Genomic DNA, 20631 nt, shown 5'->3' with positions numbered 1-20631 from the left:
CGTGTTCTGGGTCCGCCCCCAGCCTATTCGCTGTGCGCGAAGAGCTTGAGCACCGGTACGCCGACCTTGTGGCGGGCCCGGGACGCCCAGTCGCGGTGGAAGAACTCCTCGACGTAGTGCGGGGCCGTGAGGACGATGACCTCGTCGGCCCCGGAGTCGTCGACCACCGTCCTCAGCCTGTCCAGGGGGTGGTCCTCCACGACCTCTCCGACGGCCTCCGATCCCGCCTCGCGCAGTTCCCGCAGCGAGTACTCCAGCGCCATCTCCGCCGGTTCCCTCGCCTCCTCGCCCTCCGGCCGGTCCCCTTCACGGACGGCTTCCCGGAGCTCGCCGATCGCCACGTCGTCGATCGCGCGCAGCAGTACGTCCGCCTGGTCGCTGCGGGGCTGCATCAGTACGACGAACGAGGTCTTCTCATCGCCGTGGAGGGTGGTGACGAACTCCACGTCCTCCGGGGTGAGGGGCTTCTCGATCATCAAAACGCTTGTGAACACGACAGGCGCCCTTCCGCTTCATCTGGTCGGCCGGGGGGACGGCCGCTACTGCTGAAACCATCCTTCCCCGCAATTGCACGGGGTAGCACGAGTAAGTCTGCCCACCCGGAGCCAACCGGAACGGTCAATTCCGCTCAGTGTCGGATCTTCCCGTACCGAGTGAAGAGGAACCCTTCCTCCTCCAGCAGGGAGACAAGGGAGAAACGTTCCGGCACCGGGACGGCCGGGCCGCCCGCGATGCGCTGCGCGTCCCCCGCGGCGAGCATCGGGGAGAGCGTCAGACAGAGCTCGTCGAGCACACCCGAGGCCACGAACTGGCCGAGCAGGCGCGGCCCGCCCTCGGTGAGGAGCCGTCGCAGGCCGCGCTCGGCGAGGACCGCGACGGCGCGGGCCGGGTCCACGGCGGCGCCGTCCCCGGCGAAGAGCACCTCGGCCCCGGCCGCCCGGGCCGCGTCGACCCGGTCCGAGGGCGCCGCGGTGCCGGTGATCAGCAGGGTCGGCACCAGCGGCGAGACGAAGAGCGGGAGCGAGAAGTCCAGGTCGAGGCTCGCGCTGACGACGGCGATGACCGGTGCGGGCCCCTGCCCGGCCGCCTCACGCCGGGCGGCGAAGGCCTCCCGGGCGCGCGCCGGCCGGTAGCCCTCCAGGCGTACGGTCTCGGCACCGACCACGACCGCGTCGGCCAGGCCCCGCAGGGTCCCGAAGATCCGCATGTCGGCGGGGGTGGAGATGCCCTGCGAGCGGCCGTCGTGGTGGGCGGCGCCGTCGAGGGTGGACACCATGTTGGCGCGGAGCCAGGAGCGGCCCTCCGGGCCCGCGTCCGGATAGGCGTAGGCGTCGGCCAGTTCGCCGAGGGTCCACTCGCGGTCGGCGCCGTCGGGGGACGCGGTGGTGGCTGTCGGGTCCGTCACAGGGAGCAGGCGTCGCATGGTCCGCAGTCTGGCACGCCGCCGAGGGGCCGTCGGGAGAGGCCTTAAGGTGGAGAGTTGTGTCGTCCTCCACCACCGCGCAGGGGCAGAGCCCCATAGCCGAACAGTCCCCGCAGTCCCTGTGCGCGCTCGAGCCGCGCGTCCCCGCCGACCGGCTGGTCGCGGAGATGGTGCCGCCGCCGCGCTTCGACTCGGTGCGCTTCGATACGTATGTGCCGGACCCGAACCAGCCGAGCCAGCGCGAGGCCGTCGAGGTGCTCAGCTCCTTCGCGGCGGGGCTCGGCGGCGCGCACGCCACCGGTTCCGGTCGCCGCAAGTGGTTCGGCAGGAAGCAGCCGGCGGCCCCCTCCGCACCGCGCGGGGTGTATCTCGACGGCGGGTACGGCGTCGGCAAGACGCATCTGCTCGCCTCCCTGTGGCACGCCACCCCGGCCGACAGCTCCCTCAAGGCCTTCGGGACCTTCGTCGAACTGACGAACCTGGTCGGGGCGCTCGGCTTCCAGCAGACCGTGCAGACCCTGAGCGGGCACCGGCTGCTCTGCATCGACGAGTTCGAGCTGGACGATCCCGGCGACACGGTGCTGGTGTCCTCGCTGCTCGGCCGGCTGGTGGACGCCGGGGTGGCGCTGGCGGCCACGTCGAACACCCTGCCCGGGAAGCTCGGTGAGGGGCGGTTCGCGGCGGCGGACTTCCTCCGGGAGATCCAGGGGCTGTCCTCGCACTTCCGGCCGCTGCGGATCGACGGCGAGGACTACCGCCACCGCGGGCTCCCCGAGGCCCCGGCCCCGTACTCCGAGGAGCAGGTCACCAGGGCCGCGTACGCGACCGCGGGCGCCTCCCTCGATGACTTCCCGGCGCTGCTCGACCACCTCGCCCGGGTGCACCCCAGCCGCTACGGCGCACTCACCGAGGGGGTCGCTGCGGTGTGCCTGACCGGTGTCGGGCCGGTGCCCGACCAGTCGACCGCGCTCCGGCTCGTGGTGCTCGCGGACCGGCTGTACGACCGCGAGATCCCGGTACTCGCCTCCGGGCTGCCCTTCGACAAGCTGTTCGGCGACGAGATGCTGAACGGCGGGTACCGCAAGAAGTACTTCCGGGCGATCTCGAGGCTGACGGCACTGGCGCGTGACGCGAAGGGCATGGTGGCGCAGTAGGTTCGGGTGTGCGGGGCACGGGCACGCCTCCGGGCGCCGTCCGCCGCTCCCGCATTACCGCGCATACCGTCCGAAGGGATCCACACATGGCTACCACGCGTCAGGCGCACACGGTCTGGGAAGGCAACCTGCTCGAGGGCAGCGGCGTCGTCACCCTCGACTCCTCCGGTATCGGGGAGTACCCCGTCTCCTGGCCGTCCCGCGCGGAGAAGGCGAACGGGAAGACCAGCCCCGAGGAGCTCATCGCCGCCGCGCACTCCAGCTGCTTCTCGATGGCCCTCTCCAACGGCCTGGCCAACGCCGGCAACCCTCCGACCCGGCTGAACACCCAGGCCGAGGTCACCTTCCAGCCGGGCACCGGCATCACCGGCATCCACCTCACGGTGGAGGGTGAGGTTCCCGGCCTGGACGAGGCGGGCTTCGTGAAGGCCGCCGAGGACGCCAAGGCGAACTGCCCGGTCAGCCAGGCACTCACCGGCACCACCATCACGCTGACCGCGTCGCTGGCCTGATCACCCCTCACCTGTCCCCCGGAAGGCCCCGCCTTCCGGGGGACAGGCATGTGCGCGGTCCGTCCGGCCGCGTGACCACCTGCGCGCGACCGCACCAAAATTACATGCGCATGACAGCGTTCAGGATGGCGCTCCCCGGGGCAGGCCTGATCGAACAAGTAGCGCCACCTGTCCGCCAACAGGGAGTTGCCTCATGTCATCCGCACCTCGACAGCTCACCAGCCGACGCCAGGTCCTGGCCACGAGCGCCGCGGCCGCGGCCTCGGTCGCCTTCACCGGGGCGTTCACCGAACTCTTCACCGGCACCGCCGCGGCCAGGGGCCACGGCGGGTACGGCCCCCTCGTGCCGGACCCGGACGGCCTCCTCGACCTTCCGAAGGGCTTCCGCTACCGGGTGCTCTCCCGCGAGGGCGATCCGCTGCGCTCCGGCGAGGGGCTGGTACCCGGCAACCACGACGGCATGGCCGCCTTCGCCGGCCGCCGCGGGCGGGTCCACCTGGTGAGGAACCACGAGAACCGCGCCACCGGCAGGATCGCCGTCCCCACGGTCGACGGCCTCACCTACGACCCCATGGGCAAGGGCGGCTGCACGTCACTCGAACTCGACGGCCGGGGAGACGTCCTGGGCGAGCGGGTCGCCATCGCCGGTACGGCCGTCAACTGCGCGGGTGGCCCCACCCCCTGGAACACCTGGCTGACCTGCGAGGAGACCGAGGACAGGGCCGGGACCAACGGCTACACCAAGGACCACGGCTTCATCTTCGAGGTGGACGGCGCCGACCCCCGCCGCACCGGAGCCGTCCCCCTCACCGCGATGGGCCGGTTCCAGCACGAGGCGATCGCGGTCGACCCGCACAGCGGCGTCGTGTACGAGACGGAGGACGCGTTCGAGAAGCCGTTCGGGCTCTTCTACCGCTTCCTGCCCGAGAAGCCGCTCGGCGGGGTGGGCTCCCTGCGGGCCGGGGGAGCGCTGGAGGCGATGCGGGTCCCCGGGGTGCCCGACCTCTCGGCGGTCCAGGAGACCGGCGCGAGCTTCGACCGGGTGGAGTGGGTGCCGGTACCGGATCCGCAGGCGGCCGGCACGCCGATCCGGTTGCAGGACTTCGGCCCCAGGGGCATCACACACGCCCAGAAGCTGGAGGGCTGCTACTGGGGCGGCTCCTCCGTCTACTTCGTCTCCAGCTTCGCCCACAGCGCGGAGGGGTCGGCCGCCGACCACTTCGGCCAGGTGTGGCGGTACGAGCCCGGCCGGCGCCGGCTCACCCTGGTGATCGTCTTCGGCCCGGACACCGACGTCCGGCTGCCGGGAGAGTCCCCCGACAACATCTGTCTCGCCGCGGGCGGCGGACTCATGGTCTGCGAGGACGGCGGAGGCGCCCAGCACGTGCTCGGGGTGACCCGGAAGGGCGAGGTCTACGCCATGGCGCGGGGCCGGCAGAACATCGGCACGGCCGAGGAGCCGGAGTGGGGCGAGTTCGCCGGCGTCACGTTCTCACCGGACGGCGGGACGATGTTCGTGAACTGCTACAACCCGGGGACGACCTTCGCGGTGACGGGTCCCTGGCGGTGAACGCGGCACCGGCGGACGGGTGATTCGGAGTCCCGCCCCCAGGGCCCTCCGGAGTGCCGGGGCCCCGGTCCGGCGACCGACGACTAGCGTCCCACGATGATCAAATCCGTTCGTACGATCATCTCACTGACCGTGTTGGGTGGAGTGCTGGCAGGCTGCGGAAGCTCCGGGGCGCACCGCACCGGCACCGCCGCCCTCCCACCGCAGCCGAGTACCGCGGCCTCCTCTTCCGCCCCCGGGACGGAACCACCCGTTCCGGCCCGGGGGCCCAAGGGGCTCACACCGGTGTTCGAACGAAGGGCGGGAGACTCCGCTCCGGGGTCGGCTCCGCAGGGCTCCCGCGACGCGGCGGGCAGGACCGGCAAGGTCGTGGCGCTCACCTTCGACGCCGACATGACCGCCGACCAGGGCCCCCGGGCGGCCGAGGGCGAGCGCTTCGACAACCCCGCGCTCATCGCCTCGCTCCGGCGGATGAAGGTCCCCTCCACGGTCTTCATGACCGGCCGGTGGGCGCAGGAGTACCCGGAGCAGGCCCGCTCGATCGGCAACGACCCGCTCTTCGAGATCGGCAACCACTCGTTCAGCCACTACGCCTTCGCCACACCGTGCTACGGGCTTCCGGCCGTGGACGAGGCCGACATGCGCGGTGACGTGGAGCGCGCGTTCACCGCGATTCGGGGTACGGGGGCCCGCAACGTCGTCCCGTACTTCCGCTTCCCCGGCGGCTGCTACGACGACGTGGCGCTGAAGGCCCTCGGCCCGACGGGGGTGACCGCCGTCCAGTGGGACGTGGTCAGCGGGGACGCCTTCGCCACCGACGCGGACGCGGTGGCCGAGCAGGTGCTGGAGGGGGTCAGGCCCGGCTCACTGGTGGTCATGCACTGCACCCGCAGCGCGGCACCCGTCACGGAGGAGGCGCTGCGCCGGATCGTGCCCGAGCTGCGTGAGCGCGGATACCGCTTCGTCAAGGTCTCCGGGCTGATGCGCCCCTGAGCCCGTCCCGTCGCCCCCTGCGGTCACCCGGAACGCCGGACGTCAGCCGGAGCAGGCGTTGCGGCCGGCTTCCTGCCAGGCGCAGACCGGGCAGAGGGTGATGCCCTTGGCCGACTCGGGGTACTCGGTCGGCTCGCGGCACAGCACGCACTCGGCGTACGGCGGTCCGGCGTCCGCCGGTGCGGTCGCGGGTGCGGGCGCCTCGCAGTACGTGCCGTCCACTCGTTCGTCCATGGCATCGAGCCTACTCACCCGCGCAGCGCCGCCCTCCGCGAGGTGAGCGCGGCCGCCAGGGCGGCGACGGCGGGGGGCCCACCGCCGGAAGGAGGCGGCGCCGAACCGCTCCGGCCGCCACCCGGCCCGGGCGGCGGCCTCGGAGGCCCGTGGAAGGCCCAGGTGGACCAGGTATCCGGCGGCGGTGAACGGCGGCGAAGCGCTCGGGGGCCTACGCCGTGCGCGGACGTCCCGTGACGCGTCCCTCCGTCGGCGCGTCGACACCGGCGAGCAGTCGCAGCGGGGTCGGCTCGCCCGCCCCGTCGGTGCCCTCGATCCGGGCGAGGGAGCCCGCCGGCAGCTCCGGACCGAGCCCGCGCAGCGCCCAGGGCCCTCGCGGGCCGTGACGGCGGCCGCCTCCGCGCAGGATCAACTGGACGACTTGTGCTCGGGCTTGAGCTCGCTGGGACGGACGATCACGAAGCCTTCGCCCTGGAGCATGAGCTGGACGGCCTCGCCCGAACCGCCGCGGACCATCGAGCCGAAGCTCTGCGAGCGGTGCAGCGAGGTGGAGAGCTGGGCGCTCCAGCCGACGACCGCGTCGGTGTCGACGTACACCGGCTGCTGCGTGGTCACGGGGATGACGATCGGGTTGCCGTCGCAGATCAGGCCCAGTTTGCCGTAGCCGCTGAAGACGCTGTTGAAGAGGCCGCCGCCGGTCATCCCGGCACCCTTCACCGTCTTGATCTCGTAGCTGAGGCTCGCGTCGAAGCAGAGGACGTTGCGTCCGTTGACCGTCAGCACGTCGCCCTGCTCCATCTCCACGATGAAGCAGTTCGCGGCCTCGTGGGCGAACCACGCCTCGCCCTGGCCGGTGACCGCCATCAGCGCCAGCCCCTCGCCGGTCACGGCGCGCTTCAGCATTCCGCCTATGCCCTGGCCTTTGCGCTCGAAGCGGAGATTGCCGCGGAAGGCGATCATCGATCCCTGGCGGGCGTGCATCTCGCCGTTGACGGCGTACTTGATGGATTTGGCGTTCTGCAGGCTCATGCCGGGCGCCGTGGCCTGCCGGGCCGTGTTCTCGCTGGAAAAGAGGTCGCTCTTCATGCGGTGCATCCTCACCCGGAGCCTCCGATTCGGACAACAACGGGGTGTCCGAGGGGCCTGGCAGACTGGTGTGGTGAGCAGCGACAGCATCCATGAGCCCCTTCCCCCGGCGCCCGAGGCGTCCACCGACAGCCCGTTCCGTACGGAGCCGACGTCCCGCGACGAGGCCCCTCAGTACGTCCTGCCGCTGGTGGTGCACCTCGAGAAGACGGACCCCCCGTCCCGCAACGACGCCCTGGTGACGGCTGCCCGCGCGGTGCTGACGATGCTCTCGGACCCACGCGCCCTCGGCGACGAGGAGTCCGGGACGGAGGGCGAGTGGGCGCGGGCCGTGCGCGCCTGGCAGGACGCCCGTATACGCAAGGTGGTCCGCCGGGCCAGGGGCGCGGAGTGGCGCAAGGCGTCCGCGCTCCCCGGGATCACGGTGACGGGCGACCGGGCCGAGGTGCGGGTCTTCCCCCCGGTGCCGCTCGACGGCTGGCCCAAGGAGCTGGCCAAGCTCCAGGTGTCGGGCACCGATCTCGACGATCCGGAGCCGGTGGCGGCGCCCGATCCGGCCGGCCCGGTGCTGTGGATGAACCCGGGGGTGACCATGTCGGCCGGCAAGGCGATGGCCCAGGCGGGGCACGGCGCACAACTGGCCTGGTGGGAGCTGTCGGACACGGAACGCAAGGACTGGCGGGAGGCGGGCTTCCCGCTCTCCGTCGCCACCGCGGACGCCGCTCTCTGGGACCGGCTGAGCGCGAGCGGGCTGCCCGTGGTGCGGGACGCGGGGTTCACCGAGGTCGCCCCGGGCTCCTGCACGGTGGTCGCCGACCACCCTGCCCTCCACCGCTGACCTGCCGGTCCGGGGTGGGCGGGCCGACCCGCCAGGGACCGGCCCCTGGCGGGTCACCGGTCCCGGCCGAGGAGGCTGAAGCGTCCCGGGCCGGAGCGCGCGTCTCCCCGTACCGCGCCGGGGAACCTCAAATCCAGCTCTGAACGTCGCCCTCTTCGGATTCACCGGTGCGCGAAGGGGTCATCACCCCTGCACGGAACGGGGAGGAGCACCATGAAGCTGGGAATCGGCATCGGATGGCGGCCGGAGATCGCCGAGGCGGTCGAGGCTCTGCCGGGGATCGACTGGGTCGAGGCCGTGGCGGAGAACCTCTGCCCGGGCCACCTGCCCGCGTCCCTGGTACGTCTGCGGGAGCGGGGGGTCACGGTGGTCCCTCACGGTGTGGCGCTGGGGCTGGGCGGAGCGGACCGCCCCGATCCGGACCGCCTGGCCGCGCTCGCCGCCCGCGTCGCCATGCTGGACGCCCCTCTGGTGACGGAACACATCGCATTCGTACGCGCCGGCGGGCCGCTCACCGCCTCGCCGGCCCTGGAGGCCGGTCATCTGCTTCCGGTCCCCCGGACCTGGGACGCGCTGGACGTGCTGTGCGAGAACGTACGGATCGCGCAGGACTCGCTGCCGGTCCCGCTGGCGCTGGAGAACATCGCCGCGCTGGTCTCCTGGCCGGGCGAGGAACTGACCGAGGGGCAGTTCCTGGCCGAACTGGTCGAGCGGACCGGCGTACGGCTGCTGATCGACGTGGCCAATCTGCACACCAACCACGTCAACCGGGGCGAGGACCCCGCCGTGGCGCTGGACGAGCTGCCGGTCGAGGCGATCGCCTACGTCCATGTGGCGGGCGGCGTCGAGAAGGACGGGGTCTGGCACGACACGCACGCCCATCCTGTGACGCGACCGGTGCTGGACGTCCTGAGCCTCCTCCGCTCACGCGTGGATCCGCCGGGGGTCCTGCTGGAGCGGGACGACGACTTCCCGCCGGCCGATGAGCTGGCCGGCGAACTCACCGCGATCCGCGGCGCGCTGGCCGCGGCTCCCTCCACCCCCTCCTCCGCCACACCCTCGGCCTCCGTCCCCTCGGTCTCCGGCGAGCGGCTCTCCCGGCGCCCGGCGGACGCCGTCGGCACCCCGGGAGCCCGCGGCAGGACGGCGCTGGCGCAGACCGCGCTGCTCTCCGCCCTGGTGGCGGGAACCCCCGCACCCGACGGCTTCGACCGGCGGCGCCTGGGCGTGCAGGGCAGGGCCCTGGCCGCGAAGCGCGCCGACGTCGTCGCCAAGGTCGCGCCGGAACTGCCCGAGATCCTCGGTACCGGCTACCGCAAGGAGTTCCTGTCGTACGCCAGGAACCGGCCGATGTCCGGCGGTTACCGCCGTGACGCCCTCTCGTTCGCCGAACTGCTGCTCGCCGAGGGCCGGCCGGCCGACGAGGCCGCCCGGCAAAGGCTGACCCTCTGGTGGCAGGAGCGCGCCTCGTCCCGCCCTCCGCGCCGGGCCCGACGCCTGGTTCGCTCCGCCCGTGCGGCCCTCCTCGGAAGGTGACCGGAATGAACGTACTGGCTCTGCTGTTCACCCTGGCCGTAGCCGTCTCCTGCACGCTCCTCGTCGTCGCCACGCGCCAGGCCGGCGGGCGGACCGGCCCGTCCGGTGGGTACGCGCTCGACCTCTCCGAGGTGGCCTTCCTCATCGGTGGTCCGGCCCGGGTGGTGGACACCGCGCTGACCCGGATGCACGCGGACGGGAGGCTGGCCGTCGGCGGACCGGGCATCGTGGCGCTCCGGCGGGCAGAGGCCCATGACCCGGTGGAGCGGGCGGTCCTCCACGAACTGACCGCGGCGCCGAACGGAGCCCTTCACACCCTGCGTCACGCGGTGATGCGGCATCCCGCCGTGCAGGAGATCGGCGACGGCCTCGCCGTACGGGGACTCCTGGCCGCACCCGGTGAGGGCACGACCCGCCGTCGCTGGGCGCTCGCCCTGGCCATCGGGTGCATCGTCGCCCTCCCGGTGAGCATCGCCCTGACCGTCGTGCAGTACGCCGTGTTCGAGGGCTACACCGACATCCCGTTCCCCTTCGTGCTGAAGGTGGGGCCCGCGCTGATCGCGGGCATCGTGGTCGGTCTGAGCACAGCGGCGGCCGCCAGGAGGCGCATCACCGCGGCGGGGCGCCGCGTCGTCGCCGGCCACCGGGCCGCCACCCCTCGGTCGGACGATCCGGCGCACCTCGTCTGCGTCCACGGCCTGCGCGCGCTCCCCGACCCGGACCTGCGGGGGCAGTTGACGAGTGCCGCCCGGATGCCGTTTCCCCGGAGTTCCTCGACGTCCTCCAGCTCGGACTCCTCGGCGGCGGCCTTCGTTCCGGTGGTGTGGTGTGCGGGTGCGGGACCGGGCGGCGGTTCGAGCTGTGGCGGTGGTTCGGGTTGCGGCGGGGGATCCGGCTGCGGGGGTGGATCGGGTTCGAGCTGCGGCGGGGGATCCAGCTGTGGCGGGGGCTCGAGCTGCGGTGGCGGATCGGGTTCCAGCTGCGGAGGCGGCTCCAGCTGCGGCGGAGGTGGCGGAGGCTGCGGAGGCAGCTCGTAGCCGGCTCCGCAGCGGTCGGCCCACGTCCGGGCCGGTCACCGGCGACCGGCCCGCGGCAGTCGATCGGCGGGCTGTGTCTGCCGGACGGCAGACAGATTTCAGTCACCGGCGACCGGAAGCCGTCACGATCGGTCCGCATCGTGAACACGGCATGGCGCAGTCTCGACTGTTTCGCATAGAAATCGGCCATGCTCTGGGTTCTGCTTCTCCTCGTCGCGTGGGGTGCCGCCGGCATCACCTGTATCCGCCTGTGTCTCGTCACCGCGAGCGCCGCACAGCGGCCGGCGACCGCCGCCCGGACGCCCGGCACACCCGAACTGAGCCTGTACGAGACGGCGTTCCTGGCGGGCGGCCCCCAGCGGGTGGCCGATCTGGCCCTGGTCTCCATGCATCTGAGGCGTCGCCTGCTGCTGGCCCGTACGGGATGGGCGACGGTCGTCGATCCGGAGGGACGCGACGACGTGGAGCGGACGGTCATCCGGGCGATCGGCCCCGAAGGACAGTCCCGGATAGCCCCGATACGGGCCGCGGCCTCGGCGGCGGACGCCGTGCGCTCCCTCGCGGACAGGCTGGTCGCCGCGGGCCTCGCCGTACCCCACGGGACCCGCACCGGCCTGGAGTCGGCGGTACGCGCCGTGCGCGGCGCCGCGGTGCTGGTGGTGGCACTGGCTGCCACCGCCGTACTGATGCCGGGTCAGGAGACCGGTTACGCGGGCCCGGTGGCCGCGTGGTTCGGTCTTCCGCTCGTGCTGACACTCGGGTGTCTGGCCATCGCCCGGGTGGAGAACCACCCCGACAGCCCGTGGGCCTCACCCTCCGGGCAGCGCTGGCTCGACTCGTTGCCGGCTCCGGCGGGCCGCGGCGCCGACCGCGATCTCCTGGCGGCGGTGGCCGTACGGGGCGTCAGCGCGGTGCCGGACCCGGACCTGCGCGCGGCCCTGCTGAGCCGCGCCCGCCCGGGGTTCTGACCGGGGCACCACCACGCACCACGCGCGAGGGCCGCCCCGGAAAAGGGCGGCCCTCGCGCGTCACTCCGTGCGGTTGTTCGGTCCGGGACACATCGGCCGGATCCGGCGGGTGGTGGCGGTCCGCGGAGAGGAATGGCTGACTCCCCCGCGGGCCACGACGGTTCGCCGGCCCGGCCGATGTGTGCCCGGCACCGGACCCGGTGTCGCTGGAACGACGGGCGGCGTCACACGCGCCGTTGCCCGCCAACTGATCTTCCGGGTCGGGATGACCGGAAACGCTGGCTATGCGAGTCCGGACACCAAGTCTGCGACGGTCTTCCTGCGCCCCGTGTAGAACGGGACCTCCTCACGGACGTGCATCCGCGCCTCGGAGGCGCGCAGGTGACGCATGAGGTCGACGATGCGGTAGAGCTCGTCCGCCTCGAAGGCCAGGAGCCACTCGTAGTCGCCGAGCGAGAAGGAGGCGACCGTGTTGGCGCGGACGTCGGGATAGCCCCGGGCCATCTTCCCGTGGTCGGCGAGCATACGGCGGCGGTCCTCGTCGGGGAGCAGGTACCAGTCGTAGCTGCGCACGAAGGGGTAGACGCTGACGTAGTCGCGGGGCGTCTCGTCGGCCAGAAAGGCCGGGACGTGCGACTTGTTGAACTCGGCGGGGCGGTGCAGCGCCATGTTCGACCAGACCGGCTCGAGGGCACGGCCCAGCTTGGTGCGCCGGAAGAGGTTGTACGCCTCCTGGAGCTCGTCGGAGGTCTCCGCGTGCCACCAGATCATCAGGTCCGCGTCGGCCCGGAGTCCGGACACGTCGTAGGTGCCTCGGACCGTGATGTCCTTGCCCTGGAGCTGGTCGAACAGCTCCTGGACCTCGTCGGCGTAGCCGGCGCGGTCGACCGGGAGGACGTCCTTCAGCCTGAAGACGGACCACAGGGTGTAGCGGATGACCTCGTTGAGGTCCTTGGCCTTCTTACCCGCGTTCGGGAGCTTTTCTGGCGCACTCATACGGCTATTGTCCCGCCTCGCTCGGCGTGCCCCGTACCCGGGTCGGGGTGTTGCCGGTCTCCTCCCGTGCGAGCACCGCCGAGGTCGCGGACGATCTCGTCCGCGGCGCGGTGCGCGCTCGCCACACAGGCAGGGATCCCGACCCCGTCGTAGACCGCTCCGCACACCCTCAGCCCGGGCAGCGCGGCGACCGCGTCGCGGATCCGGCCGACCCTGTCGAGGTGGCCCACGGGGTACTGGGGCAGCCCTCCGATCCACCGGGTGACGGCGGTGTCGACCGGCCGTGCGGCCAGCCCCGTGGCGGTGGCGAGATCGCCCAGGGACGCGGCGACCAGCTCGGAGTCCTCCCGGTGCAGGTGCTCCTCCTCGCCGTAACGGCCGACGGAGGTACGCAGCACGAAGAGGCCGGGGTCGGCGTCGGCGACCCACCGCCACTTGTTGCCGGAGAAGGTCGCGGCCTTGATGGTGCGTCCGTCGACGGGTGGTACGAGGAATCCGGAACGGTCCCGCAGCGCCTCGTTCCGCTCGACGTCGGCGCGCCGGAAGGCCATCGTGACCAGGGCCATCGAGGCGTACTCGACGGCGGCGAGCTCCACCGACGCCACGGGGCACTCGGCGGCGAGCAAGGTGGAGGCGGACCAGGCGGGGGTGGCGAGCACCACCGCGTCGGCGGCGATGACCCGGCTGTCGGTGCGCACGTCCCAGCCGGTACCGGTGCGGGTGAGGCCGAGCACCGGGGTCTCGGTGAGTACGTCCGCACCGCCCTGGCGCACGGCGTCCGCGACGGCGTCCGGCAGGGTGCCGATGCCGCCCTCGATGCCCTGGAAGACCGGTCCGGTCTGCTGCCGGGCGGCCGCCCGCTCCTGGATGCGGAGCACCCCGTCGAGGAGCGGCCCGCCCTCCTTGACGGCCTCGAAGAGCTGCGGCACCGCCGCCCGCATCGAGATCCGGTAGGCGTCCCCGGCGTAGACCCCGCCCAGCAGCGGCTCCACGAGCCGGTCGACGACCTCGCGGCCGAGCCGGTCGGCCACGTACGAGCCGACCGCGACGTCGTCGCCGACCTCGGTCGGGGTGAGGTCGCGTTCCTCGGCGATCCTGGCCAGGCCCTCGGGCGAGAGCAGGCCACTGAGCGCGGACGGGTCTCCGGGGACGCCCATGACGTGCCCCTTGGGCATGGGCCGCAGGGCGTCGCGGGTCCAGACCGAGGCCGTGGCCGTGGCGGGCGGCTGGAGGCGGTCACCGAGGCCCACCGCGGTGGCCAGCGCGACCGCTTCGGGCCGGCGCGCGAGCATCGACTCGGCCCCGAGGTCGACCCGGGCGCCGGCGACCTCGCCCGTCATGAGTTTCCCGCCGACGCGCGCGGTCGCCTCCAGGACGGTGACCCGCAGGCCGGAGCCCAGCAGCCGGTGGGCCGCGGCGAGTCCGGCGATGCCGCCGCCGATGACGACGACATGGCCCGTACGTGTGGTGTCGCGCTGAAGAGGACGCTGCATGGGTCCACTCTCTCAAACCCGTCCCGAGTCCCGAACGTGACCGCTTCGCAACCGCCGTCCGGCAACCCGGACCGGGGTGCCGCGCGTCGAAGGAGCATCATCGTCAACGGTCCTGGGGGGACACGACATGCGATACGACCGGCACACGGACCGTCATCCGCCGGCCCGGCGGGGCCGCGGGCCGAGCGTGCTCGCGGCGGCCGGACTCCTCCTGGTGCTCCTCGCCACGGGCGGCTGCGCCGCCTCCTCCGACGGCGCCTCCTCCGACAGCGGCGCGGGGGACGACTCCAAGGCGGCCGCTCCGGCCGCCCAGGGGGCGGGCGGGAGGTCCGCGGAGAAGGCCGCCGACGGTTCCGCCCCGAAGCCGGGCTCGGCCGTGGCCGTCCACGTGATCCGTACGGCCACCCTCTCCGTCGAGGTGCGGAGCGTGCCGACGGCCGTGGCGGCCGCGCGCACCGTGGCCGAGAACGCGGGCGGGCTCGTCGCGGAGGAGGACACGGAACGCGTCGACGACACCCGCGACATGTCCCGACTGGTACTGCGGGTGCCCACGGACCGGTACGAGGAGGTGCTCCGCGAGCTCGCCGGGAGCGGGAAGCTGCTGTCCCGTACGTCGAACGCCAAGGACGTCACCGGGCAGGTCGTCGACGTGGAGAGCCGGATCGCGACGCAGCGGGCGAGCGTCGCCCGGGTCCGCGACCTCATGGACAGGGCCGGGAAGCTCAGCGATGTGGTGACGCTGGAGGGCGAACTCAGCCGTCGTCAGGCCGATCTGGAGTCGCTGCTGGCCCAGCAGGCGTCGCTGAAGGACCGTACGACCCTGGCGACGGTCACCCTGGAGCTCGGGGAACCGGGCGAGGGCGACGGGGACCGGCGGGAGGACGACCCCGGCTTCCTGGACGCACTGGGCGGCGGCTGGGACGCGTTCGTGACGACGCTGCGCTGGATCACCGTGGTCGTCGGCGCCACGGCACCGTTCCTGGCGGCCGCGGCCCTGCTGGTGGTGGTGTGGCGGCTGTCGCGCGGCCGGCTGCCCCGGCGGCACCGTGGCACGCCGGACGATGCGCCGGAGGCCACCCAGGCCCCACCGGTCCCGTAGGCGCCGTAGCGTGGGCCCCTGACCGGCACGGCAGCGGCGAAGGGGACCCGGCAATGACGGTGGAGCGACTGGTGGTCGTCGGGGGTGACGCGGCGGGCATGTCCGCCGCGTCACAGGCCCGCAGGCTCAAGGGCCCGGACGAGATGAGCATCGTGGCGTTCGAACGCGGCGACTTCACCTCGTACTCGGCGTGCGGCATCCCGTACTGGGTGAGCGGCGACGTGGAGGGGCCCGACGCCCTCGTCGCCCGTACACCCGAGGAGCACCGGTCCCGCTCCATCGATCTGCGGATGCGCACCGAGGTGACGGAGATCGACGTCGACGGGCACCGCGTCCGGGCACTCGACCGCGACAGCGGTGAGACGTACTGGACGGAGTACGACAAGCTGGTGATCGCCACCGGGGCCCGGCCGGTGCGGCCGCCGATCCCCGGCATCGACGCGCCCGGTGTGCACGGGGTGCAGACCCTGGGCGACGGCCGCGCGCTGCTGGACTCGCTGGACCTGGCGCCGGGGCGGCGGGCGGTGGTCGTCGGCGCCGGCTACATCGGCGTCGAGATGGCCGAGGCCATGCTGAAGCGGGGTTTCGGGGTGACGGTGGTCAACCGCGGCGAGCAGCCGATGGCGACGCTCGACCCCGACATGGGCCGTCTGGTCCACGAGGCGATGGACGGTCTGGGCATCACCACGGTGGACGGGGCCGCGGTCACCCGGATCGAGACCGGGCCGGACGGCCGGGTCACGGGGGTCGCCACGGACCGGGACACCTACCCGGCCGACGTCGTGGTGCTGGGCATCGGCGTGGAGCCCGAGACCGCCCTCGCCCGCGCGGCGGGGCTTCCCGTCGGCCCGCACGGCGGGCTGCTGACCGACCAGTCGATGCGGGTCGTGGGACGGGACGACATCTGGGCGGGCGGGGACTGCGTGGAGGTCATGGACCTGGTCGCCCGCCGTACCCGGCACATCGCGCTCGGCACCCACGCCAACAAGCACGGCCAGGTCATCGGGTCGAACGTGGGCGGCGGCTACGGCACGTTCCCCGGCGTGGTCGGGACCGCCGTGAGCAAGGTCTGCGACCTTGAGATCGCCAGGACCGGGCTGCGCGAGAAGGACGCCCGGGCGGCCGGCCTGCGATTCGTCACGGCGACGATCGAGTCCACGGGCCGCGCGGGGTACTACCCGGGAGCCCGGCCGATGACGGTGAAGATGCTGGCGGAGTACCGCACCGGCCGGCTGCTGGGCGTGCAGATCGTCGGCCGCGACGGCGCCGCGAAGCGGGTGGACGTCGCGGCCGTGGCGCTCACCGCCGGGATGACGGTCGAGCAGATGACGGCGCTCGACCTGGGGTACGCGCCGCCGTTCTCCCCGGTCTGGGACCCGGTCCTGGTGGCCGCCCGCAAGGCCGTGTCGGCGGTGCGGGCGGGCTGAGGGGCCGGGCCCTTGGGCCGTCCCCCGGGGGGACGGCCCTCAGCGCTCGGTCTGCTGGTGGACGTACTCGACCAGGCGGGTCAGCGCGTCCGGCGGGGTGGTGGGCATGACGCCGTGGCCGAGGTTGAAGATGTGGCCCTCGAGCCCGGCGGCGGCGTCGAGCACCTCGCGGGTCTTGGCCTCCACCGCCTCGGTCGGCGCGAAGAGCACCGCGGGGTCGAGATTGCCCTGGAGGGCCTTGCCGGGGCCGACCCGGCGGGCGCCCTCGTCCATGGGCACGCGCCAGTCGACGCCGACGACGTCGGCGCCGGCCTCGCCCATGAGACCGAGCAGCTCGCCGGTGCCCACGCCGAAGTGGATGCGGGGCACGTCGTACGCGGCCACGGCCTCGAAGACCTTCGCCGAGGCCGGCATCACGGAGCGGCGGTAGTCGGCGGGCGCCAGCGCGCCGACCCAGGAGTCGAAGAGCTGTACGGCGGAGGCCCCGGCCTCGATCTGGACCTTCAGGAAGGCGCCGGTGATCTCCGCGAGCCTGTCGAGCAGCTCGGCCCAGAGCTCCGGCTCGCCGTACATCATGGCCTTGGTGCGCTCGTGGTTGCGTGAGGGCCCGCCCTCCACGAGGTAGCTGGCGAGGGTGAACGGCGCACCGGCGAAGCCGATCAGCGGGGTGGCACCGAGCTCCGCGGTGAGCATCCCGATGGCCTCGGTGACGTACGGGACGTCCTCGGGTGTGAGGTCGCGCAGCCGGGCGAGGTCCGCGCGGGTGCGGATCGGCTCGGCGATGACCGGGCCGACGCCGGGCTTGATGTCGAGGTCGATCCCGATGGCCTTGAGGGGGACGACGATGTCGCTGAAGTAGATCGCGGCGTCGACCTTGTGCCGGCGCACGGGCTGCATCGTGATCTCGGTGACCAGCTCCGGCATCATGCAGGAGTCCAGCATCGCGACGCCCTCGCGCACCTTCAGGTACTCGGGCAGCGATCGTCCCGCCTGACGCATGAACCAGACCGGGGTGTGCGGCACCGGCTCGCGGCGGCAGGCCTTGAGGAACGCCGATCCATGGGTGGCGGGGGGCGTCCGCAGGCCCGAGGACGGGCCCTCCCCTGATCGGACGGAGCTGAGCTCTGAGGGAAGGTCGTTGGCACTCACGCACAGAATCTTCGCACGGAGCGGCGAGGAGCCGGACGTCGCATGGGTGTCCCTCCCTGCGCGGGGCCCCGGTTCCGCCTACTCTTCCCCGCATGGCTCCGGCGCAGGGACAATTTTCCGATCATTCCGATGGCACTGACAGCGAGGAGAGTGCGGGGGGCGAAACAGTCCCGCAGGCGTTCCGGTCGGCGGTCGAGGCGCTGCGTGCGGCCCGGCTGCGGCCCGAACTGGAGGTCGAGCCCACCCGGCCGCCCAAACGGCTCGCCCCGCACGCCTACGCGATGGAGGCCGCCGTCGTGGACGGCGAGGACGATCTCGCCGACGGCCGTCTGGTCCTGCTGCACGATCCGTCCGGGCACGATGCCTGGCAGGGCACGTTCCGCCTGGTGACGCTCGTACGGGCGGAACTGGAGCCGGAGATGGCGGCCGACCCGCTGCTGCCCGAGGTGTGCTGGTCCTGGCTGACCGGGGCGCTGGACGCGCGGGGGCTCGCGTACGGCGAGGCGGGCGGAACGGTGACGCGGGCAGGTTCGCACTACTTCGGCGCGCTGGCTGCGCGCCGTCCGGCGACGCAGATCGAGATCCGGGCCTCCTGGACACCGCGCGAGGGGCGCGGCGGGGTTCCGGACGTGGGGGCGCACCTGGTCGCCTGGGGCGATCTGCTCTGCCAGCTCGCCGGCCTGCCGCCGTCGGGTACGGCGGACGCCGCGGTGGTGACACTTCCGCAGCGGCGCGGGCCACAGCCCTCCTGACGCGTCATCACCCCCGAGAGAGCCGGTCGCCCAGCGCCGGCTCTCTTTTCGTACAATCGATCGCGCGTCCTATTTGCCCGAATTGTTACTCACTAAATCGTGATCTTCCCCTAAAGGAGGACGCGCCTGCTGCCGAAGAGGTCAATGACCCTTCAAGCACGGTTCGCCCCGGCTTCATCCCCGAGCCGGCCCGTCCCGCCACTCCCCAGGAGGCCTGGTGTCCGTTCTCCTCGAGCAGCCCGCAAGCCTGGTCGCCTACCGCCCGAACAAGCCGACGGCCATGGTCGTCGTGGCCGACCCGCGCGTCCGTTCCACCGTGACCCGCCATCTGTGGGCCCTCGGAGTTCGTGACGTCATCGAGGCGTCGTCCATCGCGGAGGCCCGCCCCCGCGTCGGCAACCCGCGCGACATCTGCGTTGCCGACGTCCACCTGCCCGACGGTTCCGGGCTGACCCTGCTGTCCGAGACCCGAGCCGCCGGCTGGCCGAACGGCCTCGCCCTCTCCGCCGCCGACGACATCGGCGCGGTGCGCAACGCCCTCGCGGGCGGCGTGAAGGGGTACGTCGTGACGGGCACCCGGACCAACATCGGCCACCCCACCCGCCCCGGCGTCGCCCCGATCGGCGCGAACGCCGCCCGTATGCACCGCAGGCCTCCCGGGTCCCCGAGCCACCCGGGCGGCTACCGCGAACTGTCCGGCCGCGAGGTGGAGGTGCTGCGCCTGGTCGCCGAAGGCCAGTCCAACAAGGCCATCGGCGTCTCGATGGGCCTCTCCGCGCTCACGGTCAAGAGCCACCTCGCCCGCATCGCCCGCAAGCTCGGCACCGGAGACCGCGCCGGAATGGTCGCCGTCGCCCTGCGGACGGGCATCATCCACTGACCCCCACCCCTCCGGCACCTGCACGGACGCGCATCCGGCCGGTTTACGTGCATGGCCGCCCGTCGGCGGAACGTTCCGTCGACGGGCGACCGGCACACACAGATACCCTTGGCATGTGACCGACGCCCAAGAGACCGCAGAAGAGACCTCACTGCGAACCACCGGGGGCGCTCCCCCGGACGACGTCGCCCCGGCGCCGATCCCCTTGCTCGAGCCGCGCGAGGGCATCCCCCCGGTGGTGGCGGACGACGACGCGCTCGCCGGGGTGATCGCGGCCTTCGCCGGCGGCACGGGCCCCGTGGCCGTCGACGCCGAGCGCGCCTCCGGGTACCGCTACGGCCAGCGCGCCTACCTCGTACAGCTGCGCCGCGAAGGCGCCGGGAGCACGCTGATCGATCCGGTCGGCTGCCCCGACCTGTCCGGGCTCGGCGAGGTGCTCGCGGACGCCGAGTGGATCTTGCACGCCGCCACCCAGGACCTGCCCTGCCTGCGCGACATAGGCATGACCCCGACCTCGCTCTTCGACACGGAGCTCGCCGGACGCCTCGCGGGGTTCCCGCGTGTCGGCCTGGGCGCCATGGTGGAGAACGTCCTCGGCTACGCCCTGGAGAAGGGGCACTCCGCGGTCGACTGGTCCACCCGGCCGCTGCCCGAGCCCTGGCTGCGTTACGCCGCGCTCGACGTCGAACTGCTGGTGGACCTGCGTGACGCCCTGGAGAAGGAGCTCGACCGGCAGGGCAAGCTGGGGTGGGCGCTGGAGGAGTTCGCGGCGATCGCCTCGGCACCCCCCGCGCCCCCGCGCAAGGACCCGTGGCGCCGCACCTCCGGCATGCACAAGGTTCGCCGCCGCCGGCAGATCGCCGTCGTGCGGGAGCTGTGGACCGCACGGGACCAGGTGGCGCAGCGTCGCGACATCTCCCCCGGCAAGGTGCTCGGCGACGCCGCGATCGTCGAGGCCGCGCTGGCCCTCCCGGCCGGTGTGCAGGCGCTCACCGCCCTGCCCGGCTTCGGGCACCGGATGGGGCGCCGCCAGCTGGAGCAGTGGCAGGCGGCCGTCGACCGGGCCAAGCAGCTGCCCGAGTCGGAGCTGCCGCAGCCCGGTCAGCAGCCCGCCGGCCCTCCCCCGCCGCGCTCGTGGGCCGACAAGGACCCGGCCGCGGCAGCCCGTCTGTCGGCGGCCCGTACGGCGGTGACCGAGCTCGCCGAGCGGCTGCACATGCCGCAGGAGAACCTGATCACCCCGGACACCGTGCGCCGGATCTGCTGGGAGCCGCCCAAGGCGCTGACCCCCGGCGCCGTCGAGAGCGCGCTCGCCGGGCACGGCGCGCGCCGGTGGCAGATCGAGCAGGTGGGCCCCCTCCTGCTCCGCGCCCTCGACACGGGCGCCTGACCGTCCCTGCACCCGTACGTGTGGCCCCCTGCCGGATTCGGCGGGGGGCCACACGCGTGTCGGGATCACTCATGGGACCCCCTCGTCCAGGAGG

Annotated in this window: 20 protein-coding genes and 1 pseudogene; 13 read left to right on the top strand and 8 right to left on the bottom strand. The window is 73.1% G+C overall.

Annotation, left to right across the window (positions count from 1 at the left end):
• Positions 1-23: 23 nt before the first annotated feature.
• Together ACFXOA_RS13665 and ACFXOA_RS13660 are read right to left on the bottom strand one after the other, a co-directional pair.
• On the bottom strand, positions 24-476 hold the full coding sequence (locus ACFXOA_RS13665; protein WP_385026432.1) for an indole-3-glycerol phosphate synthase: 453 nt from the start codon (positions 474-476) through the stop codon (positions 24-26).
• 152 nt (positions 477-628) lie between these two features.
• Entirely contained in the window at positions 629-1423 is a 795-nt protein-coding gene (locus tag ACFXOA_RS13660; protein ID WP_385026429.1) for a pyrimidine reductase family protein, read from the bottom strand.
• A 59-nt stretch (positions 1424-1482) separates the two neighbouring features.
• Here ACFXOA_RS13660 and zapE point away from each other — a divergent pair, with 59 nt between their 5' ends.
• From zapE to ACFXOA_RS13640, 4 genes are all read left to right on the top strand, one after another.
• Positions 1483-2577 carry a cell division protein ZapE gene (gene zapE, locus ACFXOA_RS13655; RefSeq protein ID WP_385026426.1) on the top strand — a complete coding sequence of 365 codons (1095 nt, stop codon included), beginning with the start codon at positions 1483-1485 and terminating at the stop codon, positions 2575-2577.
• A gap of 86 nt (positions 2578-2663) precedes the next feature.
• Positions 2664-3089 carry an OsmC family protein gene (locus ACFXOA_RS13650; RefSeq protein WP_385026423.1) on the top strand — a complete coding sequence of 142 codons (426 nt, stop codon included), beginning with the start codon at positions 2664-2666 and terminating at the stop codon, positions 3087-3089.
• A gap of 193 nt (positions 3090-3282) precedes the next feature.
• Complete coding sequence (locus ACFXOA_RS13645; RefSeq protein WP_385026420.1) at positions 3283-4659, top strand: alkaline phosphatase PhoX; 1377 nt, start codon at positions 3283-3285, stop codon at positions 4657-4659.
• Between the two features lie 96 nt (positions 4660-4755).
• A complete protein-coding gene (locus tag ACFXOA_RS13640; protein ID WP_385026417.1) occupies positions 4756-5652 on the top strand; it encodes a polysaccharide deacetylase family protein in 897 nt (298 codons plus the stop codon).
• Between the two features lie 42 nt (positions 5653-5694).
• Here ACFXOA_RS13640 and ACFXOA_RS13635 read toward each other — a convergent pair whose 3' ends face one another.
• From ACFXOA_RS13635 to ACFXOA_RS13625, 3 genes are all read right to left on the bottom strand, one after another.
• Positions 5695-5886, bottom strand: coding sequence for a hypothetical protein (locus ACFXOA_RS13635; protein ID WP_385026414.1), 192 nt, complete (start codon positions 5884-5886; stop codon positions 5695-5697).
• Between the two features lie 211 nt (positions 5887-6097).
• Positions 6098-6298: a hypothetical protein gene (locus ACFXOA_RS13630; protein WP_385026411.1), complete on the bottom strand. Its 201-nt coding sequence runs from the start codon at positions 6296-6298 to the stop codon at positions 6098-6100.
• Complete coding sequence (locus ACFXOA_RS13625) at positions 6295-6972, bottom strand: AIM24 family protein (protein ID WP_385026408.1); 678 nt, start codon at positions 6970-6972, stop codon at positions 6295-6297. The genes ACFXOA_RS13630 and ACFXOA_RS13625 overlap by 4 nt, the downstream gene beginning before the upstream one ends.
• Positions 6973-7045: 73 nt before the next feature.
• Here ACFXOA_RS13625 and ACFXOA_RS13620 point away from each other — a divergent pair, with 73 nt between their 5' ends.
• The 4 genes from ACFXOA_RS13620 (at position 7046) to ACFXOA_RS13605 (ending at position 11351) form a co-directional block, all read left to right on the top strand.
• On the top strand, positions 7046-7810 hold the full coding sequence (locus tag ACFXOA_RS13620; protein ID WP_385026405.1) for an aminoacyl-tRNA hydrolase: 765 nt from the start codon (positions 7046-7048) through the stop codon (positions 7808-7810).
• 213 nt (positions 7811-8023) lie between these two features.
• Positions 8024-9346: a DUF692 domain-containing protein gene (locus tag ACFXOA_RS13615; protein ID WP_385026402.1), complete on the top strand. Its 1323-nt coding sequence runs from the start codon at positions 8024-8026 to the stop codon at positions 9344-9346.
• Positions 9347-9351: 5 nt separating this feature from the next.
• Positions 9352-10383 carry a TIGR04222 domain-containing membrane protein gene (locus ACFXOA_RS13610; protein WP_385026399.1) on the top strand — a complete coding sequence of 344 codons (1032 nt, stop codon included), beginning with the start codon at positions 9352-9354 and terminating at the stop codon, positions 10381-10383.
• A 188-nt stretch (positions 10384-10571) separates the two neighbouring features.
• Positions 10572-11351 (top strand): TIGR04222 domain-containing membrane protein, encoded by a 780-nt coding sequence (locus tag ACFXOA_RS13605; RefSeq protein ID WP_385026396.1) that lies wholly within the window; start codon positions 10572-10574, stop codon positions 11349-11351.
• Between the two features lie 282 nt (positions 11352-11633).
• Here the strand turns inward: ACFXOA_RS13605 and hemQ are convergent, their stop codons facing one another.
• Positions 11634-12347: a hydrogen peroxide-dependent heme synthase gene (gene hemQ, locus ACFXOA_RS13600; RefSeq protein WP_385026393.1), complete on the bottom strand. Its 714-nt coding sequence runs from the start codon at positions 12345-12347 to the stop codon at positions 11634-11636.
• 4 nt (positions 12348-12351) lie between these two features.
• Positions 12352-13840, bottom strand: a pseudogene (gene hemG / locus ACFXOA_RS13595) (protoporphyrinogen oxidase).
• 127 nt (positions 13841-13967) lie between these two features.
• Between hemG and ACFXOA_RS13590 the strand changes: the two are divergent.
• Both ACFXOA_RS13590 and ACFXOA_RS13585 read left to right on the top strand, forming a co-directional pair.
• Positions 13968-14939 carry a DUF4349 domain-containing protein gene (locus ACFXOA_RS13590; protein WP_385026390.1) on the top strand — a complete coding sequence of 324 codons (972 nt, stop codon included), beginning with the start codon at positions 13968-13970 and terminating at the stop codon, positions 14937-14939.
• Between the two features lie 53 nt (positions 14940-14992).
• A complete protein-coding gene (locus tag ACFXOA_RS13585) occupies positions 14993-16366 on the top strand; it encodes an FAD-dependent oxidoreductase (RefSeq protein WP_385026387.1) in 1374 nt (457 codons plus the stop codon).
• Positions 16367-16405: 39 nt separating this feature from the next.
• Here the strand turns inward: ACFXOA_RS13585 and hemE are convergent, their stop codons facing one another.
• On the bottom strand, positions 16406-17449 hold the full coding sequence (gene hemE / locus ACFXOA_RS13580) for a uroporphyrinogen decarboxylase (protein ID WP_385026726.1): 1044 nt from the start codon (positions 17447-17449) through the stop codon (positions 16406-16408).
• Between the two features lie 158 nt (positions 17450-17607).
• On the opposite strand from hemE, the gene ACFXOA_RS13575 reads away from it, so the two are divergent.
• The 3 genes from ACFXOA_RS13575 to ACFXOA_RS13565 all read left to right on the top strand — a co-directional run bounded on the left by ACFXOA_RS13575 (position 17608) and on the right by ACFXOA_RS13565 (position 20537).
• Positions 17608-18267, top strand: a complete 660-nt coding sequence (locus ACFXOA_RS13575) for a DUF3000 domain-containing protein (RefSeq protein WP_385026384.1) — start codon at positions 17608-17610, stop codon at positions 18265-18267.
• Positions 18268-18484: 217 nt separating this feature from the next.
• A complete protein-coding gene (locus tag ACFXOA_RS13570; protein ID WP_033300087.1) occupies positions 18485-19147 on the top strand; it encodes a response regulator transcription factor in 663 nt (220 codons plus the stop codon).
• Positions 19148-19262: 115 nt separating this feature from the next.
• Positions 19263-20537 (top strand): HRDC domain-containing protein, encoded by a 1275-nt coding sequence (locus ACFXOA_RS13565; protein ID WP_385026380.1) that lies wholly within the window; start codon positions 19263-19265, stop codon positions 20535-20537.
• Positions 20538-20631: the final 94 nt, after the last annotated feature.

The sequence above is a fragment of the Streptomyces sp. NPDC059166 genome, assembly GCF_042755185.1.
Taxonomy (GTDB): domain Bacteria; phylum Actinomycetota; class Actinomycetes; order Streptomycetales; family Streptomycetaceae; genus Streptomyces.
The sequence above is the reverse complement of the archived record's forward strand: the minus strand, read 5'-3'. Positions and strand labels throughout refer to the sequence as shown.

Excerpts from the sequence above, each read along its gene's own strand:
- ACFXOA_RS13585 (WP_385026387.1), top strand. The coding sequence starts at position 14,993 with ATGACGGTGGAGCGACTGGTGGTCGTCGGGGGTGACGCGGCGGGCATG.
- ACFXOA_RS13665 (WP_385026432.1), bottom strand. The coding sequence starts at position 476 with ATGATCGAGAAGCCCCTCACCCCGGAGGACGTGGAGTTCGTCACCACC.
- ACFXOA_RS13635 (WP_385026414.1), bottom strand. The coding sequence starts at position 5,886 with ATGGACGAACGAGTGGACGGCACGTACTGCGAGGCGCCCGCACCCGCG.
- ACFXOA_RS13590 (WP_385026390.1), top strand. The coding sequence starts at position 13,968 with ATGCGATACGACCGGCACACGGACCGTCATCCGCCGGCCCGGCGGGGC.
- ACFXOA_RS13610 (WP_385026399.1), top strand. The coding sequence starts at position 9,352 with ATGAACGTACTGGCTCTGCTGTTCACCCTGGCCGTAGCCGTCTCCTGC.
- ACFXOA_RS13640 (WP_385026417.1), top strand. The coding sequence starts at position 4,756 with ATGATCAAATCCGTTCGTACGATCATCTCACTGACCGTGTTGGGTGGA.
- ACFXOA_RS13605 (WP_385026396.1), top strand. The coding sequence starts at position 10,572 with ATGCTCTGGGTTCTGCTTCTCCTCGTCGCGTGGGGTGCCGCCGGCATC.
- ACFXOA_RS13660 (WP_385026429.1), bottom strand. The coding sequence starts at position 1,423 with ATGCGACGCCTGCTCCCTGTGACGGACCCGACAGCCACCACCGCGTCC.
- ACFXOA_RS13645 (WP_385026420.1), top strand. The coding sequence starts at position 3,283 with ATGTCATCCGCACCTCGACAGCTCACCAGCCGACGCCAGGTCCTGGCC.
- hemQ (WP_385026393.1), bottom strand. The coding sequence starts at position 12,347 with ATGAGTGCGCCAGAAAAGCTCCCGAACGCGGGTAAGAAGGCCAAGGAC.
- ACFXOA_RS13575 (WP_385026384.1), top strand. The coding sequence starts at position 17,608 with ATGGCTCCGGCGCAGGGACAATTTTCCGATCATTCCGATGGCACTGAC.
- ACFXOA_RS13625 (WP_385026408.1), bottom strand. The coding sequence starts at position 6,972 with ATGAAGAGCGACCTCTTTTCCAGCGAGAACACGGCCCGGCAGGCCACG.
- ACFXOA_RS13615 (WP_385026402.1), top strand. The coding sequence starts at position 8,024 with ATGAAGCTGGGAATCGGCATCGGATGGCGGCCGGAGATCGCCGAGGCG.
- ACFXOA_RS13650 (WP_385026423.1), top strand. The coding sequence starts at position 2,664 with ATGGCTACCACGCGTCAGGCGCACACGGTCTGGGAAGGCAACCTGCTC.